Below are 17676 nucleotides of genomic sequence, written 5' to 3'. Positions count from 1 at the left end.
GTGGCCGCGAAGGCTGGAATCGAACCCGCGTCCTCCCCCGGCGACGGGTGATCTACCGGCTGATCCACTTCGCGCCCCGTGCTCCAGCGCGGCGGCCGTGTTCAGGTCATTCCGCCGAATCGTCCGGAAAGCCGAAAGGCGGTGTCGCGGTTCATGAACCGCGACACCGCCTTTCACGCGGGGTGTGGCTAGCGCTCCACGATCGCGACGACGCCCTGGCCGCCCGCGGCACAGATGGAGACGAGGGCGCGGCCGCCACCCTTCTCGGCGAGCTGCTTCGCGGTCTGGGCGATGATGCGTCCGCCGGTGGCGGCGAACGGGTGGCCCGCGGCGAGCGAGGAACCGTTCACGTTCAGCTTCGAGCGGTCGATCGAGCCGAGCGCCCCGTCCAGGCCCAGCCGCTCCTTGCAGTACTGGTCCGACTCCCACCCCTGCAGGGTGGCGAGCACCACGGAGGCGAAGGCCTCGTGGATCTCGTAGTAGTCGAAGTCCTGCAGTGTCAGGCCGTTTCGGGCCAGCAGGCGCGGCACCGCGTAGGTGGGGGCCATGAGCAGGCCGTCCGGGCCGTGGATGTAATCGACCGCGGCGACCTCGGAGTCCACCAGGTAGGCCAGCGGCTGCAGGTTGCGCGAGGCCGCCCATTCCTCGGAGCCGAGCAGCACCGCGGAGGCGCCGTCGGTCAGCGGGGTGGAGTTACCGGCGGTCATGGTGGCGCCACCGGCCTTGACGCCGAAGACCGGCTTCAGGGTGGACAGCTTCTCGATGGTCGAGCCGGGACGCAGGTTGTCGTCGCGGGTCAGGCCCAGGAACGGGGTGATGAGGTCGTCCATGAAGCCGCGGTCGTAGGCGGCGGCCATGTTCCGGTGCGACAGGTAGGCCAGCTCGTCCTGCGCCTCCCGGGAGACGCCGAATTCCTTCGCGGTGATGGCGGCGTGCTCGCCCATCGAAAGACCGGTGCGCGGTTCGGCATTGCGCGGGATCTCGATGCCGACCATCGACGGACGCAGGCGGCCGACCAGCTTCACGTAGTCGGAGTTCTTCTTGGCGCGGTTGGCGTCCAGCATCCACTCGCGCATGCCCTCGCTGACGCCGATCGGCGCGTCCGAGGTGGTGTCCGTGCCGCCGCCGACACCGTTCTCCAGCCGGCCCAGCGCGATGCCGTCGGCCACGGTGACGATGGACTGCAGGCCGGTGCCGCAGGCCAGCTGCAGGTCGTGGGCCGGAGTGTAGGGGGAGAGGGTCGAGCCGAGCACGCTCTCGCGGATCATGCCGTGCTCGCCGACGCGCTTGAGGACGGCGCCGCCGACGACCATGCCGAGCCGTTCGCCCTGCAGGCCGAAGCGGGCGACCAGGCCGTTCAGCGCGGCGGTGAACATGTCCTGGTTCGAAGCGTGCGCGTACTTGCCGTCGGAGCGGGCGAACGGGATGCGGTTACCGCCGAGGATCGCAACCGGGCGGGCCTGCTTCGTGTTCTTGGCCGCGGGCTTGGCCGAACGGGCTTTGGTGGTCACTCGAGTCTCCAGTGTCTCGTCGGTGGAATTCCGGTGTACGCGATCCCGCGGGACGCGCTGCAGTCGGTTTACATTAAACTTACTCTGGAGTAAGTTGTTTTGTCGACACCGTACCCCGCACATGTGCGCAATACCGCTTCGAGAGTCCCGAGAGTCGGACCCTCCGAGACCAAGAGAAGGTAGGAACTGTGGCTGCCAGCAAGAGCAAGGGCGCTCCCAACCTGTACGGATCTTTCGTTCACTCCGCTCCGGGCGCGTTCCTGGCCGGCAAGCTGGGCCTGCCGCAGCCGGAGAACCTGCGCCGCTACAAGGCCGGCGAGCCCGCTCTTCCCGGCCCCGTGCTGGTCGGTGGTAAGGGCCGCGTCGCCGACGCCGTGCGGAACCTGTTGAGCGACTACACCTTCGTCGACGGCGTCACCCAGGGTGTGAAGTTCGGTGCGCTGGTATTCGACGCCACCGGCATCAAGACCATCGAAGAGCTGCAGCAGCTGTTCGAGTTCTTCCAGCCCGCCATGCGCAGCATCGCCCCCTCCGGCCGCGTGCTCGTCATCGGCACCACCCCGGAACTGTCGGCCTCCGTCGACGAGCAGATCGCACAGCGCGCGCTCGAGGGCTTCAGCCGCTCGGTCGGCAAGGAGCTGCTGCGCGGCGCCACCGCCAACCTCGTGTACGTCCACCCCGAAGCCGCCGCTGCCGCAACGGGTCTGGAATCCACCCTGCGCTTCATCCTGTCCGGCAAGTCGGCCTTCGTCGACGGCCAGGTCTTCCGCGTCGGCAAGGACGACTCCACCGCCCCCGCCAGCTGGGACAAGCCGCTCGCCGGCAAGGTCGCCGTCGTCACCGGCGCCGCCCGCGGCATCGGCGCCACCATCGCCGAGGTCTTCGCACGCGACGGCGCGACCGTCATCGTCGCCGACATCCCGGCCGCCGGTGAGGCGTTGTCCGCCACCGCCAACAAGGTCGGCGCCACCGCGCTCGCCCTCGACGTCACCGCCGCCGACGCCGCCGAGAAGCTGGCCGCCTTCGCCACCGAGCGCTTCGGCGGCATCGACATCGTCGTGCACAATGCCGGCATCACCCGCGACAAGCTGCTCGCCAATATGGACGACGGCCGCTGGAACTCGGTGCTCAACGTCAACCTGGCTGCGCCGCACCGCATTACCTCGGGCCTGGTTGCCGCGGGTGCACTGAAGACCGGTGGCCGCGTCATCGATGTGTCCTCCATCGCCGGTATCGCCGGCAACCGCGGCCAGACCAACTACGGCGCCTCCAAGGCCGGTGTCATCGGCATGGTGAACGCCGAAGCGCCGAAGCTGGCCGAGCACGGCATCACCATCAATGCGGTGGCGCCGGGCTTCATCGAGACCGCCATGACCGCCGCCATCCCGCTGACCACCCGTGAGGCCGGCCGCCTGCTGTCCTCCCTGCTGCAGGGTGGGCAGACCATCGACGTCGCCGAGACCATCGCCTACTTCGCCTCCCCGGCGTCGAACGCGGTGAGCGGCAATATCGTTCGCGTCTGCGGCCAGGCCCTGATCGGAGCATGATGAGCCAGACCATCAAGCTCACCGAGCCGCCCAAGAACACCAACCTTTTCGTCAAGGCCGCTATCGGCGCCCTGCCGGTACCGGGCCTGTCGGCCCGCAAATCCACCGTGCCGGACCGCACCGTCCGCCTCGAGGGCTTCAAGGTCGATCCCGACCACCTGGCGGCCTACTGCCGCGCCACCGGCCTGCGTTTCGGTGACGCCCTGCCGCTGACCTACCCGTTCGTGCTCAGCTTCCCGCTGGCCATGCAGCTGGTCGTCGCCCGCGACTTCCCGTTCGTGGCGGTCGGCGCGGTGCACGCGGAGAACGTCATCGAGCGCACCCGCGACATCTCGGTGTCCGAGCCACTGGATTTCGACACCCACATCGAGAACCTGCGCGAGCACCCGAAGGGCCTGCTCGTGGACGCCATCACCGAGGTGAGCGTGGGCCGCGAACTGGTGTGGCGGCAGGTCACCACCTTCCTGCACCAGCAGCGCACCTCGCTCTCGGGCGGCCCCAAGCCGGAACCCAAGCCGGACGAGGTGCCGCCGCCCCCGCTGCGCACCCTGCGGGTCGATCAGCAGACGATCAACCGGTACGCCGCGGCCTCCGGTGACCACAACCCGATCCACACCTCCGCACTGGGCGCCAAGGCCTTCGGATTCCCGAAGCCGATCGCGCACGGCATGTGGTCGGCCGCGGCCATTCTCGGCACCATCGAGGGCCGCATTCCCGAAAAGGCCACTTACGCGGTCAAATTCGGCAAGCCGATCCTGCTCCCGTCCACCGTGAATGTGTACGCGGACCAGGTCGCGGGCGGCTGGGACCTGGCCCTGAAGAACCCCAAGAAGGGCTACCCGCACCTCACCGGCACCATCCGCTAGACCCGCGGGGCCGGGTCCGATCCCACTGATCGGGCCCGGCTGTTCGTGTCGAGCGTGTATTGTGCATGCACACATGGCAGTCCAGCATCCAGCGCCGGATGCAGTTTCCAGGACACCATCCGAGACCCGGGACCGAACATCCGCGGTGGTCATCGAACCACTGCGCCAGACCGACTCAGACAGGTAGTGTCGGCAGCTTCGGCCCCACCGGGGCGGGACGAGAGCCGCGCACCGATTCACCACCGTATGTCGCCACGCAGGGGTTTCGACATCCGGCACCGAATCGAGGCGCGGCTCTGTGTTTTCTGCCCTCCGCTTCGCTCCCCCGCTCCACTCAGTCCAGAATCGAGCCGGCCGCGAACCATGCTGGCGAGGGCGCATTGGCGGAATCGGCCAGTAGGCGGAGGGATTCGTCGAGCCAGGCGGGGGTGAGGCCCTCGTCGGAGCGGGCCGCCACGTGCATGTCCGGGCGGAGCAGGAGTGCGCCGCCGTCGGGGAGGTCCAGGTGCTCGGTGCAATCGCCGGCCGGGAGGGCGTGGACGGCGATCTCGATGCCGGTGTCGCGGCCGGCTTTTCCGGCGGCTGCCCGCCATTCGTCGGCCGATCCCGAGACCAGCAGCGCGAAACCCGGGCCGCACAGGTCGAGGGTGGAGGTGGTCTCCGCGGGGTCGATCCACCAGTGCGGGACGCGGGTTCCGGTCTGGCCGCGCAGTTCGGGGACGCGGGGAGCGGTCGCGGGTTCGCCGAGCACGGCGGTCGAGGCGTAGCGGTAGCGGCTCATCACGGCCGCCGTGTCCAGTCTGCGGGCCAGCAGGTCGGCGTTGTAGGAGGTTTGCACGCCGTAGCGGGTGAGGAAGTCGTCGCCCAGCGCCGACTGCTCCGCCCCGACCACCGCACACGGACGGCGTTCGGCCGTATAGGAATCCAGCAGGGCGGGACCGGCCTCACCGCGCAGCACCATGGCCAGCTTCCACACCAGATTGTGGGCGTCGGCCACTCCGGAATTACCGCCGAAGCCGCCCCACGGCATATGCCGGTGCGCCGCATCGCCGGCCAGGAAGACCCGGCCGCGCCGGTACTCGTCGGCCACGAAAGAACCGGTGTCCCAGGCACTCTGCGCCAGCACCGCGACGGCGATATCGGGATCGCCGACCATTTCGCGCACGGCCGCCACACAACGCTCCGGCGGGTAATCGGCGAGAGTTTCGCGGGCCGGATCGTATTCGATGTGGAAGGACCATTCGTCGGTGTTGTTCTTCGACAGCACCACGCCGCGGACCTCGTCGCCGGCAATGTCGCACTGACTGAAACTGCGACCGCCGAGCAGTTCGGTCAGATCGACGCGAGCGAACACATTGATGTAGTAGCGGGTCGGCGCCACCTCCCACCCGGTGATGCCGAGCGCCTGCCGGATCGGGCTGCCCGCCCCGTCCGCCGCGACCACGTAATCGGCGCGCAGGGTCGAGACGCGGCCCTCCTGATCGCGCAGCGTGGCGGTGACACCGTCGTCGTCCGAATCGAACTGCACCAGTTCGGTTCCGAACCGCAGCTCGCCGCCACGCTCCCGGGCGGCCGCTTCGAGGACCGGCTCCAGCAGTACCTGCGGCACGAAAACGAAATTCGCCGGACTCGGATCATTGGTGAAACCCATCGGCCCGCCGGGCTTTCCGGCCGCAGCGGGCTGCACGGCGATATGGAGCGCCGCGGCCTCGCGCACCGAACGGCCCCGGCAGGCGCCGCCGAACTGCCCGCTCTTCAACACGGTCGCCGCGACCTCCTGGATCCGACCCTGGAGGCCGACCTGCCGGAACATCTCCGCGGCCCGAGTATGCATCCCCCGCGCCCGGGGCAGCGCCGAACGCGTGACCCGCCGCTCGACGAGAACATAAGGGATGTCCTGATATTCGAGGAACAACGCAGTCGAGAGCCCCACCAGGCCACCGCCGACAATCAGAACGGGAACACGCGCTTCGGATTTCATGCGCCCAGCTTGTGCGCGCCCCCTTGCACACCCCTTGCATTGCGGTGACACCCCACTGGTATCAGCAACTGCAGTCGCAGCAACCGCAGCAGTCGCAATCACATCCACCGCAATCGCAGTTGTCGGAACATCCGCTGCAGCAGTTACAGCAATCGCAGCAATCCCCACATCCCGGATCGCAATCATCGCAGCGCTGGACCCAGCCCTCCTTGCGATCCCCGCTGCACGGCCGAGTATGCGTGGCGCAGCACGCATATCCGGTGCAGTACTGCGTGCAGATGATCCCCAGACCCCCGAGCAGACTGGGCCGCTCGGGTGGCGGCGGCGGCCCGGGCTGATACCCGGGCACGTCATAGGGCTGCGGCGGATACGGCTCGCCACCCGGCGGCCACGGCGGCTGGAACTGCGGTCCGGGACCCGGTTGCTGCGGATAGTACGGTCCGGGGCCTTGCGGCGGCGGAGCGCTGTGCCGTGCTGTTGCCGGTAGCCATGGATCGTTTGCGCGCCAACCGGATCCGCGATTCAATGGCATCTCCGGCGTGGCCGGCGCGGCCCGGACCGATCCGCGCTCGGCCGGCACGTGCCGCGTGGCCGGTGTGGCGATGCCGCTTTCGAAGACGCCGGGCCGGGTTTCCACGAGGTCGGTGACCGTGTGCGCGGTCGTTGTGGGATGTGTGCCGCACGCGCGCGCGGTGCAGGTGTGGGCGAGGCCCGCGACGCGGCCGAGGCGGCGGACCACGCCGGCGAGCGGGTCGAGGAGCAGCCAGCGGATGGTCGCCGCCCGGTCCAGGGCGACCCGGGTCAGTGCGGCGCGCAGCAGTGAATTCGATTCGCGCAGTAGCGCATGCGCCTGCTCGGTGGTGGCGCCGGTGGCGAGCAAAGGGTTGAAGCGGCCGTGGGCGCGGTCGTCGTGGAGGTCTTCGATGGCGTCGGCCAGATGTGCGATGCGGCCGAAGTGGCGGCCCGCCTCGCGGAGCGCGTCGGCGTTCTCGGGGCGCCCGGCCAGAATCGCGGTGTGCGCGAACAGTTCCGCCGCGCACAGCTGCGTCGGCCCGGTCAGCGCATCGAGGAGCGCCGAGGTCGCGGCACCCTCGTGATGCGGTGCCGAAGTCTTGGTGACCCCGTCCCGGAGAGCCGGAGTCTCGGCGGCCGCGTCGGTCAGCGCCGGAGTCTCGTCGGTGCGATCGTCTGGGGCTCGATCGGATTCCGCACTGTCCAGGGGGATTTCCGTACTCGGCGCGGATCCGCCGATGCGCGTCGGTTGTATGCCGGCGGCGACGGCGCGTTCCAGGTCGGCCTGGGATTCGATTGCGGCGATGAGGGGTTCGATGTCGAGGCCGAGGGGGGCCGCGGCGGCGCGGGCCTTGGCGCGCCAGCTGTCGGAGGTGCGGCCGAGGGGGCGGCGGGTGAGGGGGCGGGTGTCGCTGTCGTCGATGTGGTCGCGGATCTTGGCCGCGCCCAACAGGAGTGAGGCGGTGGCGGCCAGTTGGATGCCGGGGGCCGTCGCGGTGACGACCGGGGCGCGGCGCATGCCGCGGAGGGGGCAGGGGCCCGCCGTCACGCGGGCGGCGGGGGCGGGCTGCTGCGCCTCGGTGAGTACTTCGAGGAGGATGGCGTCGGTATTGGTTGCGGCGCGGGCCAATTGGCCGTGGGTGTCGCGCAGACCGAGGCAGAGGCCGCACATATGGGTCTGCCAGTCGGTTGCCGTCAATCCGTACTTCGCCGCGCCGCGCGCGCAAGGTTTCAGCAACCCGAACACCGATATCCCCATCCCCGGCCGAATCGAACAGCCGCTCCTGCAATGCGATCCGTCTGGACTGTGGCATTACAGAGCCGGGATGGCAAGCCGGGTGATTCGGGGCTACGCCTCTTTCTTGCGGCCGGCCAGACCGCGCCAGGCGAGGTCGTCGAGCAGGTCCACGGCCTGGGACATATCGACCTGGCCGCTGGCGACCCGGTCGGCGATGGCCTCGCCGGCGCCGATCACCGCCACCGAAACCACTTCGAAATTGGTGCCCGGCCCGGCGTACTTGGCGCTCGATTCCAGCAGCTTCGCGGTGAGTTCGATGACCCGGTCGCGGCTGTTGGAGATTTCCGAGGCGAAGGGCTGCTGGCTGAGCGCCTGCCGGTAGAGCACCTGCCAGGACAGGCGGTTCTGGTCGACGTAGGACAGGAACGCCTCCAGGCCCGCGCGCAATTGCTCGTGCGGGGTCAGCTTGGGATTGCCCGCCACCGCGACCGCCTCGATGAACCGCATGCTCTCCCGGTGGATGCAGGCCCGGAACAGCTCGTCCTTGGAGCCGTAGTACAGGTACAGCATCGGCTTGGAGATCTTCGCCTCCGCCGCGATGGCATCCATCGAGGTGTCGTGATAGCCCTTGCGGGAGAAGACCTCCACGGCGGCGTCGAGCATCTGCTGCTCGCGCACCGCGCGAGGAAGCCGTTTCGTTCCGCCAGCCATTCACTCTCCTAGGGACATGTTCGAAGTCCCTATCTTACTCCAAGGTAAGTTCCGCGATCGTGAATTGCCGGTGATTCGCCAAGTGTGTGCTGAGCTGGGACTCGTAGCTCAGCAGTGCGGCGCGGAACCTTTCAACTTTGCCATGCGCAGCACCGAAGCATCCACTTGGCTTTCCGGTAGGTGGCCACTCTTGACCGCCTGCTCGAGCTGATCGAGCACCTTCGACAGGTCGTTGGTGGTGATCCACAGGGCATTGTCCGCGCCCGCGACCAGGGCAGCTTCCACCGCATCCTCGATATCCAGGCGGCTGGTGATGGCCTTCATACCGCTCAGATCATCGGTGAAGATCACACCGTCGAAGGGTGCCGCGTTGTAACCGGTGCCATTCCGCAGCAGTTTCATCGCCTCCGGGCTGATGCTCGCCGGCACATTCGGCGTGGTGAGCCCCGGCACATCCAGATGCCCGACCATGACCGCCGACCCCTGGCCGATCAACTGCCGGAACGGCACCAGATCCTTGTCCTGCAGCTGATCCAGCGGCGGCGTGTGCACCACACCGGTATGCGAGTCGCCGGAACCGGAACCGTGACCGGGGAAATGCTTCATGACCGTGCCGACCCCGGCATCGTTCATCGCCCGGATGAACGCGCCCGCGTACTGCACCACCACATTCGGATCGTCCGAGAAGGACCGGTCGCCGATCACATCGTCATCCGCCTGGCTGCTCACATCCACATCCGGCGCGAAGTCCACGGTCACGCCCAGGGCCTTCAGCTTCTTACCCCGGTCCAGGCTGAACTGGTAGAACTCGTCCGGGGTCATGGTCTGCGCCACCACGCGCGCCGCGGGCGCCACCCCGATCAGATCCTTCGTCCGCGAGACCCGGCCGCCCTCCTCGTCGGTGGTGACCATGAGCGGCGTGCGGGAAGCGGCCTTGACCTTGTCGACCAGATGCTGGGCCAGCATGGACTTATCGGTCCAGCTGCCGATGAAGATGCCGCCGACCTGCTCGGTCTTCACCGCGTTCTCGGCATCGTCCTCCCCGGTGACACCCACCGTGAGCAACTGCGCCAGCTTCTGCCGCAGCGTGAACTGCGCCAGATAGCCGGCCGCGCAATCCTGTGGTCCCGGAACGGTCGTCGACGGCGCCACGGTGCTGCTGGTACCCGCCTGCGTGGTGCTCGAGGCCGAATCTTTCGACGGCCCGCTGCCGCTGCCCGAGCAAGCGGTCAGCACTACGGCGGTCATGGCGAGGACGATCCCCGGAGCAAGGCGCATGAATCGACCGTAGCGGGCGCGGCCGGTGCAGCCCACAACGACACCGGCCTCGCACCCCTACCTGGGCGATTTGCCGCTTACGCCAAGGTAATTCGCGTCCCTCACTGTGCGGGTAGCTCGTGATGGCCGCCGAACGCCTGCCGCATGGCCGACAGCACCTTGTCCGCGTACAACGATTCACCGCGCGAGGAGAACCGCTGGAACAGGGCCGCCGACAACACGGGCGCGGGCACACCCTCGTCGATCGCCGCGTCCAGCGTCCAGCGGCCCTCACCCGAATCGGACACCCGGCCGCCGAACGAATCCAGATTCGGATCCCCGTACAACTCGGCGGCGGTGAGATCGAGCAGCCAGGACGCCACCACCGAACCACGCCGCCACACCTCGGTGACCTCGGGAATGTCGATGTCGTAGCGGTAGTACTCGGGATGCTCCAGCGGCGTCACCTCGGCGGAGTGCTCGGTGTCGGTCTCGTTGCCGACATTCGCCTTGTGCAGGATGTTCATGCCCTCGGCATAGGCGGCCATGGCGCCGTACTCGATGCCGTTGTGCACCATCTTCACGAAGTGACCCGCACCCGCCGGACCGCAGTGCAGATAGCCCTGCTCGGCCGTGGACGGTTCCCCGGTGCGACCGGGCGTACGCGGCGCGGCCTCCACGCCGGGCGCGATGGACTTCAAAAGCGGCTCCAGATGCGCCACCGTCTCGTTCTCGCCGCCGACCATCAGACAGAAACCGCGCTGCAGACCGAACACGCCACCCGAGGTGCCGATGTCCACATAGTGAATGCCCTTGGGCCGCAAGGCCGCCGACCGTTTGATGTCCTCGTGATAGCGGCTGTTACCGCCGTCGATGATGATGTCGCCCGGTTCCAGCAACTCGGCGAGCTGATCGATGACCGCGCCGGTGGCGCCGGCCGGGATCATCACCCAGGCGACACGGGGCGTCTCGAGCATGGCCACGAACTTGGTCAGATCGGTACTGCCCTGGAAGCTGTCGCCGAGTTCGCCGGCCAACTGGTCGATGTGCGCGGAACCCCGTTCATAGCCGACCGCGGTGTGCCCGTCCTTGACGATGCGGCGCACGATATTGGCGCCCATCCGGCCGAGTCCGATCATTCCGAGCTGCATATCCGTCTCCTCGGGTCGTCCTGCGCTCCGGTGGTTCCGAGCTGCCTCGATTGTCCCAGTCGAGTGTCCGGGAAAATTCTTCCGGTCCGATGGCACAAGTGTGTAACGCCCGGTGATCGTCCTCGATAAAGAGAGTGGCTCCGTGCTGTTGCCAGACCCCCGACCCGGCAACCGCACGGAGCTTCTTTCGTCTCCGAATACGGCGATCACTTGTGGGTAGCCTCGTGATTGCTCCGCATTGAGAAGGTTTCGATATCGGCCACTATCGTGGCCCCGTGACCTCGCGCATGCATTTGATGAGATCCGCGACCGCCCGTCGCACCGCAATCGCTGCCGGTGTGCTGATTGCCGCCGGAGGGGTGGCGTACGCGGTGGATCTGTCCTTGACATCCGGGCAGATCGCGCGTGGCGTGCAGGTCGCGGGCATCGATATCGGTGGCCTGGATCGGACAGCGGCCCGGGCCCGGCTGGAATCCGCGCTCGGCCGGCGTGTCACGCAACCGTTCGCGGTGCGCATCGGTGACGCCACGGAACAGGTGGTGGCCCGTGACGCCGGACTCGCCGTGGACTGGGACGGCACCTGGGACCGCGTCGGCGGACAGCCCGTGAACCCCTTCACCCGGCTCCGGTCGTTCACCGGCACCCGGAACGTCGCACCCGCCACCACCATCGACGACGCCGCCATGGAACGGCAACTGCGGACGCTGAGCGCTCACGACCACGAACCTGTCGAGGGGGGTGTCGTTTTCGAGGACGCCCGCCCGGTGGCGGTGCGCCCGGCGCCCGGCCGGGTACTCGACGCGGTCCCGGCGCGGACCGCCCTCGCGGACAACTGGGCCATGGGCGGGACCCTCGAACTACCGGTGGTCGAGACCCAGCCGCAGGTGCGGGCCGACGCGGTGGACACCGCGCTGCGGACGCTCGCGGAACCCGCCGTCGCCGCGCCGGTCACCTTCACCGGCAAGGACGGCGCCGCCACCCTGGACCCCGCGCAACTCGCGAACGCGCTGTCCTTCCACCCGGACGGCCGTGGCGGACTTGCCCTTTCGTACAACACCGAGGCCTTGGTCACCGCGCTGGAACCGCAGCTGCGCGGCACCGAGGTGGAACCGCGCGACGCGAGTTTCGACCTGAGCAGCGGCCGTCCCACCGTGGTGCCGGCGGTGGTCGGGGACACCATCGACTGGACCAAGACGCTGGATGGCCTTCCGGCCGTACTGGTTTCGCGCGGTGAACGTGCCCAGGCCGTTGTGTACCAGCAGCGGCAGCCCGCGCTGAGCACCGCGGACGCGGACAAGCTCGGCGTGGCCGAGCCGATCGCCTCCTTCACCACCGGCGGCTTCAGCGGTCCGTCCGGCGTGAACATCCGCACGGTAGCGCGCAAGGTGAACGGTGCGGTGGTGCGGCCCGGAGAAACGTTCTCGCTCAACGACTTCACCGGCACCCGCGGTGTCGAACAGGGTTACGTCGAATCCGGCATCATCAACAACGGCCGCCCCGCGGTCGCGGTCGGCGGCGGCATCTCCCAGTTCGCGACCACGCTCTACAACGCCGCCTACTTCGCGGGTCTCGAGGACGCGGGCCACACCGAGCACAGCTACTACATCTCGCGCTATCCGGCGGCCCGCGAGGCCACCGTCTTCGACGGCGCCATCGATCTGAAGTTCAAGAACAACACCCCCTACGGTGTGGTGATCCAGGCGCTGGCCGACGATTCCGAGGTCACGGTGCGGATGTGGAGTACGAAAACCGTCGAGGTCGAGTCGATCACCGGCGATCGCGGCAAGACCACCCAGCCGAACACGGTGACCCTGCCGAAGGGCAAGAACTGCATCGCCTCCGGCGGCGCGCCCGGCTTCACCACCTCGGATACCCGGGTCATCCGGGACGCGAGGACCGGCAAGGAACTTTCGCGCCACACCCGCACCGTGAAATACGACCCGATCCCCATCGTCCGATGTGAATGAGCCTGGCCGGGCGTGAGTTCGTCTGCCCTGGCGAAAGATGTCATTCGCCCGAAACCGTGAAATGCCTACACTGGGTTCTTTCACACCGCAATCCCCGTTCCGGATGTTCGAGCAGTTCGCAAGACTGAAAGAGGATCCGCTTTTGTCGAGTGCTGGTCGTGGTCGAATCGGAAGTGACAGGCGCGCGGTCGTGCGGGCCTGGTGGCGCGACCCGGTCGACTATCGATGGCTGGTGCGGACCTTGGAGGCGCGCTGGGCGCTCGGCATCATCAAGAACGTGGTGGGCGCCGGCGGTGCGGTGATGGCCGTCATCACGGCGCTGACCTGGGCTTCGACGGCCGGGCCGACCGGAGTGGGAGTGATCGTCGACGCGGTCAATGTGATCGCCGGAATACTGTGGGCGCTGTACTGGTGGACCGCGCCATGGCCGGACGAGCGCAGATCGCTGATCCTGATGGCGGTCGCGGACGTGCTGGTCCTGCTGGGTTCCACCTTCGACAGCGATCGGGTGTACGGGTCGCTGGGCGTCATGCTGCTGGTCGTCACCGGCGGCTATCTGACCTTCTTCCACGGTCCGCGGATCCTGGCCCTGCACGCGGTGTGGTCGCTGCTGTCGGTGCTGGCGCTGTCGGCCCTGATGGTCGCCGACCACGACGGTGATATCGCGCTGGCGATCGCCATCATCCTGACCATGGCGGCGGCGACCGTGGTCGTGCTGCCGGCGCTGCACTTCTGCTACTGGGTGCTGCGAGTCGACGCGCTCTCGGATCCGCTGACCACACTGCTGAATCGGCGCGGGCTGGACTACTACCTGTCGGGCTGGTTCCGCTCCGAGGACGGCACACCCATCTGTGTGATGACCGTCGACCTCGACCGGTTCAAGGCGGTGAACGATACCTACGGGCATTCCGCCGGGGATCAGGTGCTGGTCGAGATCGCGGCCTGCCTGCGCTCGTCGGTCGCGCCCGGGGCCATCGTGGCCCGCAGCGGCGGTGAGGAATTCGTCGTGATCGCGCATCTGACCACGCACGAGGCGATAGCCGAGGCGGAAAGACTGTGCCACGCCATCGAGGCGGCCGCGCAGTCCAGCACCCCGGTGACCGCGAGCATCGGAGTGGCTGTCGCGGAAGGCGATTCCGGTGACCGCTGCCCGGAGCGGTTGCTGCACAACTCGGATTCGGCCATGTACCGCGCGAAGCAGCTGGGCGGCAACACGGTCGTGCTGGCGGCCACCGTCTCGGAGCGACGTGATGCGGGAGTGCGTATCGAACCGGGCACGAACTGATCCGGAAACGACGATGCGGCCCGGATCGCTCCGGGCCGCATCGCTATTCGGTGGTGCCGGTCGAGGAGCCGAAGCCCCTCACCTTCATCAGAACGCGGCTTCGTCCAGCTCCATGATGTCGTTGTCGAGGTTCGACAGGACGGTGCGGACCGAGGTCAGCTCGGGGAGCACGTTGCGGGCGAAGAACTGCGCGGTGGCCACCTTGCCGTGGTAGAACGCCTCGTTCGAGCCGTTGTCCAGGGCATTGATGGCGATTTCGGCGTGGTGCAGCAGCTGCCAGCCGATGATCAGGTCGCCGACGGCGAGCAGGAAGCGGACCGAACCCAGGCCGACCTTGTAGAGCTCCTTCGGGTCCTGCTGGGCGCCCATCAGATGCCCGGTCAGGGTGGCGGCCATGCCCTGCACGTCCTCGAGGGCGGTGGCGAGCAGCTTGCGCTCGGCCTTCAGGCGGCCGTTGCCGGCCTCCCGCTCGATGAACTGCTGGATCTGGCCGGCCACGTGGGCCAGGGCCACGCCGCGGTCGCGGGCGATCTTGCGGAAGAAGAAGTCCTGTGCCTGGATGGCGGTGGTGCCCTCGTAGAGGGAGTCGATCTTGGCGTCGCGGATGTACTGCTCGATCGGGTAGTCCTGCAGGAAGCCCGACCCACCGAAGGTCTGCAGCGATTCGGTCAGGTACTGGTAGGCGCGCTCGGAACCGACACCCTTGACGATCGGCAGCAACAGATCGTTGACGCGGAACGCGGTGTCCTTGTCGGCGCCCGAAACCAGTTCGGCCACATCGGCGTTCTGGTGCGCGGCGGTGTACAGGTACACGGCGCGCAGGCCCTCGGCGTACGCCTTCTGCATGGCCAGCGAACGCCGCACGTCCGGGTGGTGGGTGATGGTGACGCGCGGGGCGGCCTTATCGGTCATCTGGGTCAGGTCGGCGCCCTGCACACGAGTCTTGGCGTACTCGAGCGCGTTCAGGTAACCGGTCGACAGGGTGGCGATGGCCTTGGTGCCCACCATCATTCGAGCGTTCTCGATGACGTCGAACATCTGCGCGATGCCGTTGTGCACCTCGCCGACCAGCCAGCCCTTGGCGGGCACGCCGTGGCCGCCGAAGGTGACCTCACAGGTGGCCGAGACCTTGATGCCCATCTTGTGCTCGACATTGGTGACGAACACGCCGTTGCGCTCACCCAGGGTCTGGGTGTCGAAGTCGAAGTGGAACTTCGGCACGTAGAACAGCGACAGGCCCTTGGTGCCCGGTCCGGCGCCCTCGGGGCGGGCCAGCACCAGGTGCATGATGTTCTCGAACAGGTCGTCGGAGTCACCCGAGGTGATGAAGCGCTTCACACCCTCGATGTGCCAGGTGCCGTCTTCCTGCTGGATCGCCTTGGTGCGGCCGGCGCCGACGTCGGAGCCCGCGTCGGGCTCGGTCAGCACCATGGTGGCGCCCCAGTTGCGGTCGGCGATGATCTGAGCCCACTGCTTCTGCTCATCGGTGCCGTTGTTGTAGAAGACCTGTGCGAAACCCGCACCGGCGGCGTACATCTGGGCCGGCGGGTTGGCGCCGAGGATCATCTCGCCGAGCGCCCAGGTGAGGGCGCTGGGGGCGCCGAGGCCGCCGAGCTCCTCGCGGACGCCGACCTTGGCCCAGCCGGCGTCTTCGAGGGCGCGGTAGGACTTCTTGAAGGATTCGGGGAGGGTGACGGAGTGGGTCTCCGGGTCGAAGGTCGGCGGGTTGCGGTCACCGTCGACGAACGAGTCGGCCAGCGGGCCCTCGGCCAGGCGCCGGACCTCGTTCAGCATCTCCTTGGCGGTCTCGCTGTCCAGGTCGCCGTAGGCGCCGCTGTCCAGGAGCTGCTGAATGCCGAGGACCTCGAAGAGATTGAACTCGAGGTCGCGAACGTTCGACTTGTAGTGACCCATGGTCGTACTCACTCTCCATTGAGGGGTGCGGTTCGGTTTTCGCCGTTCCCGCCCGTTAGGTCCACCAGGTAGACACTGTAAAGCCGCGCTACTGACGGGTAACTTACGTGCCATGTTACCGACCGGTAGTGACCCCGCCAAGGTGATCCGGGCCGAATGTGATCGAAAGCACGCGCGTTCCGCCGCGCCGGTGATCCCTTGAGCCCGAGGGGATCCCGTAATCCCAGGTAGAGCGATATAACGTGCGGGTATGCGCATCGAGACGAGTGCCGGTCCGGCGGAGGTGGAGATCGACAGGCCCGGGCAGGCGAAGCCCGCGTTCCTGCTGGTGCTGACGCACGGATCCGGGGGCGGGGTGGATGCGAAAGATATTCTCGCGGTACGGGATTCGGCGGTGCAGCTGGGTGGCGCGGTCGCGCTGGTGACCCAGCCGTACCGGGTCGCCGGGCGCCGGGCGCCGGGCAAGGCCGACGTGCAGGACGCGGCGTGGCTGGAGATCATCGCCGCGCTGCGGAAGAAGGTGAAGGGCGTACCGCTGATCCAGGGCGGGCGCAGCAATGGCGCGCGGGTCGCGTGCCGGACCGCGCAGGAGGCCGGGGCGCGCGGGGTGCTGGCGCTGTCGTTCCCGCTGCATCCGCCGGGGAAGCCGGAGAAATCGCGGCGCGAGGAGCTGCTGGCGGCGGGCGATATTCCGGTGGTGGTGGTCAACGGCGCGCGCGACCCGTTCGGGATTCCGGACGCCGCCGACGCCGCCGAGGTACGGGTGATCCCCGGGCAGGCGCATTCCTACCGGGCCGGATTCGACGAGATCGTGGCGGCCGTGCTGCCGTGGCTGGAACGGTGGGCGAGCTAGAGCGAGTCCAGCGCGGGCGGCTGCGGGATCTCCAGCGCGAGCGGGTCCGGCTCGGGTACCGCCGGGGCCGGTTTGGTGGCGACCACCAGGGCGTCGATGGCGTCGCGCTCCTCGGTGGGCCGCTGGATGCGGTCCGCGATGCGGATGCGGATCTCTTCCCCGGCCGGGCCCAGCTCGGTGACGATGTCATTCGGCGTGAAGGTGAGCAGCGGATTCGTCTCGCCGCCATATCCTTCCGTGATGTTCAGGGTGTCGTTGCCGAGCACGATCAGCGTCCCCTCGGGCGACAACAGCTCGACCGCCTTCAGCAGCAAGGCTTTCCGATCCTCGGGAACCAGGTGCAGGAAGGCCATGAGCACGAGCTCGTAGGGACCGTTCAGCCCCGCCGTAGCCAGTTCGGTGACTTCGGCGTGGTGCCAATCGATCCGGCTGCGCACCGACCGCGACAGCCGCGAGGCCACGGTGCGCCCCTTGTCGATGCCGGTCTGTGAGAAGTCGACCGCGTCCACCTGCCAGCCGTGGGTGGCGAGCCACAGCGCATTACGGCCTTCTCCGCAACCGAGATCGAGCACGCGTGGCAGCTCCGGCCGCGGCTCGCCAACCGCGAAGGGGCCCAGCGGCACTCGCCGTTCGAGGCCGAATACCAGTTCGACGACGGTGTCGCTGGGCGGTGCTCCGAAGACCAGATCGGTGCTGGTGTAGTACTCGTCCCAAGCCTCGGCATCCATACGGCAGAGTCTATTGATCCGGCCCGGAAAAGGGACGGGCGCGAAAACCCCCCGCTGTTGTGGCCCGCCCTTGAGGGGGGTTCGGGGCTTGGCCCGGCGAGGCCCCCCGGGTTGGGGATCGATAGAGCGTGGTGTGGGTGGGGATACACTTGTTC

At 68.0% G+C, this 17676-nt stretch carries 13 protein-coding genes and 1 tRNA gene; 5 read left to right on the top strand and 9 right to left on the bottom strand.

What is annotated here, in order from left to right; genetic code table 11:
- Nucleotide 1: 1 nt before the first annotated feature.
- Nucleotides 2-74: transfer RNA gene (locus tag ACIP5Y_RS45840), tRNA-Ala, on the bottom strand.
- Between the two features lie 114 nt (nucleotides 75-188).
- Nucleotides 189-1511: an acetyl-CoA C-acetyltransferase gene (locus ACIP5Y_RS45835; RefSeq protein WP_400360110.1), complete on the bottom strand. Its 1323-nt coding sequence runs from the start codon at nucleotides 1509-1511 to the stop codon at nucleotides 189-191.
- Nucleotides 1512-1699: 188 nt separating this feature from the next.
- On the opposite strand from ACIP5Y_RS45835, the gene ACIP5Y_RS45830 reads away from it, so the two are divergent.
- Both ACIP5Y_RS45830 and ACIP5Y_RS45825 read left to right on the top strand, forming a co-directional pair.
- On the top strand, nucleotides 1700-3058 hold the full coding sequence (locus ACIP5Y_RS45830; RefSeq protein ID WP_400360109.1) for a 3-oxoacyl-ACP reductase: 1359 nt from the start codon (nucleotides 1700-1702) through the stop codon (nucleotides 3056-3058).
- Nucleotides 3055-3924 (top strand): MaoC family dehydratase, encoded by an 870-nt coding sequence (locus ACIP5Y_RS45825; RefSeq protein WP_400360108.1) that lies wholly within the window; start codon nucleotides 3055-3057, stop codon nucleotides 3922-3924. Before ACIP5Y_RS45830 ends, ACIP5Y_RS45825 begins: the two co-directional genes overlap by 4 nt.
- A 334-nt stretch (nucleotides 3925-4258) precedes the next feature.
- Here the strand turns inward: ACIP5Y_RS45825 and ACIP5Y_RS45820 are convergent, their stop codons facing one another.
- From ACIP5Y_RS45820 to gnd, 5 genes are all read right to left on the bottom strand, one after another.
- Nucleotides 4259-5905 (bottom strand): FAD-dependent monooxygenase, encoded by a 1647-nt coding sequence (locus tag ACIP5Y_RS45820; RefSeq protein ID WP_400360107.1) that lies wholly within the window; start codon nucleotides 5903-5905, stop codon nucleotides 4259-4261.
- A 61-nt stretch (nucleotides 5906-5966) separates the two neighbouring features.
- Nucleotides 5967-7655 carry a DUF5685 family protein gene (locus tag ACIP5Y_RS45815; protein ID WP_400360106.1) on the bottom strand — a complete coding sequence of 563 codons (1689 nt, stop codon included), beginning with the start codon at nucleotides 7653-7655 and terminating at the stop codon, nucleotides 5967-5969.
- Nucleotides 7656-7766: 111 nt separating this feature from the next.
- A complete protein-coding gene (locus ACIP5Y_RS45810; RefSeq protein WP_400360105.1) occupies nucleotides 7767-8366 on the bottom strand; it encodes a TetR/AcrR family transcriptional regulator in 600 nt (199 codons plus the stop codon).
- A 108-nt stretch (nucleotides 8367-8474) separates the two neighbouring features.
- Nucleotides 8475-9644 carry a glycoside hydrolase family 3 N-terminal domain-containing protein gene (locus ACIP5Y_RS45805; RefSeq protein ID WP_400360104.1) on the bottom strand — a complete coding sequence of 390 codons (1170 nt, stop codon included), beginning with the start codon at nucleotides 9642-9644 and terminating at the stop codon, nucleotides 8475-8477.
- A gap of 101 nt (nucleotides 9645-9745) precedes the next feature.
- Nucleotides 9746-10774, bottom strand: a complete 1029-nt coding sequence (gene gnd / locus ACIP5Y_RS45800; protein WP_400360103.1) for a phosphogluconate dehydrogenase (NAD(+)-dependent, decarboxylating) — start codon at nucleotides 10772-10774, stop codon at nucleotides 9746-9748.
- Nucleotides 10775-11049: 275 nt separating this feature from the next.
- Here gnd and ACIP5Y_RS45795 point away from each other — a divergent pair, with 275 nt between their 5' ends.
- Entirely contained in the window at nucleotides 11050-12741 is a 1692-nt protein-coding gene (locus ACIP5Y_RS45795) for a VanW family protein (RefSeq protein ID WP_400360102.1), read from the top strand.
- Nucleotides 12742-12931: 190 nt separating this feature from the next.
- On the top strand, nucleotides 12932-14026 hold the full coding sequence (locus tag ACIP5Y_RS45790) for a diguanylate cyclase (RefSeq protein ID WP_400360101.1): 1095 nt from the start codon (nucleotides 12932-12934) through the stop codon (nucleotides 14024-14026).
- A gap of 87 nt (nucleotides 14027-14113) precedes the next feature.
- Here the strand turns inward: ACIP5Y_RS45790 and ACIP5Y_RS45785 are convergent, their stop codons facing one another.
- On the bottom strand, nucleotides 14114-15940 hold the full coding sequence (locus ACIP5Y_RS45785; RefSeq protein ID WP_400360288.1) for an acyl-CoA dehydrogenase: 1827 nt from the start codon (nucleotides 15938-15940) through the stop codon (nucleotides 14114-14116).
- A gap of 250 nt (nucleotides 15941-16190) precedes the next feature.
- Here ACIP5Y_RS45785 and ACIP5Y_RS45780 point away from each other — a divergent pair, with 250 nt between their 5' ends.
- Nucleotides 16191-16793, top strand: coding sequence for an alpha/beta family hydrolase (locus tag ACIP5Y_RS45780; RefSeq protein ID WP_400360100.1), 603 nt, complete (start codon nucleotides 16191-16193; stop codon nucleotides 16791-16793).
- Here the strand turns inward: ACIP5Y_RS45780 and ACIP5Y_RS45775 are convergent.
- Nucleotides 16790-17521, bottom strand: coding sequence for a class I SAM-dependent methyltransferase (locus ACIP5Y_RS45775; protein WP_400360099.1), 732 nt, complete (start codon nucleotides 17519-17521; stop codon nucleotides 16790-16792). The two genes, ACIP5Y_RS45780 and ACIP5Y_RS45775, sit on opposite strands and share 4 nt — an antisense overlap.
- Nucleotides 17522-17676: the final 155 nt, after the last annotated feature.

Source organism: Nocardia sp. NPDC088792, assembly GCF_044750615.1.
GTDB lineage: Bacteria > Actinomycetota > Actinomycetes > Mycobacteriales > Mycobacteriaceae > Nocardia.
The sequence above is the reverse complement of the archived record's forward strand: the minus strand, read 5'-3'. Positions and strand labels throughout refer to the sequence as shown.

Coding starts and splice junctions, on each gene's coding strand:
- gnd (WP_400360103.1), bottom strand. CDS start 10,774: ATGCAGCTCGGAATGATCGGACTCGGCCGGATGGGCGCCAATATCGTG.
- ACIP5Y_RS45820 (WP_400360107.1), bottom strand. CDS start 5,905: ATGAAATCCGAAGCGCGTGTTCCCGTTCTGATTGTCGGCGGTGGCCTG.
- ACIP5Y_RS45810 (WP_400360105.1), bottom strand. CDS start 8,366: ATGGCTGGCGGAACGAAACGGCTTCCTCGCGCGGTGCGCGAGCAGCAG.
- ACIP5Y_RS45775 (WP_400360099.1), bottom strand. CDS start 17,521: ATGGATGCCGAGGCTTGGGACGAGTACTACACCAGCACCGATCTGGTC.
- ACIP5Y_RS45785 (WP_400360288.1), bottom strand. CDS start 15,940: ATGGGTCACTACAAGTCGAACGTTCGCGACCTCGAGTTCAATCTCTTC.
- ACIP5Y_RS45780 (WP_400360100.1), top strand. CDS start 16,191: ATGCGCATCGAGACGAGTGCCGGTCCGGCGGAGGTGGAGATCGACAGG.
- ACIP5Y_RS45805 (WP_400360104.1), bottom strand. CDS start 9,644: ATGCGCCTTGCTCCGGGGATCGTCCTCGCCATGACCGCCGTAGTGCTG.
- ACIP5Y_RS45825 (WP_400360108.1), top strand. CDS start 3,055: ATGATGAGCCAGACCATCAAGCTCACCGAGCCGCCCAAGAACACCAAC.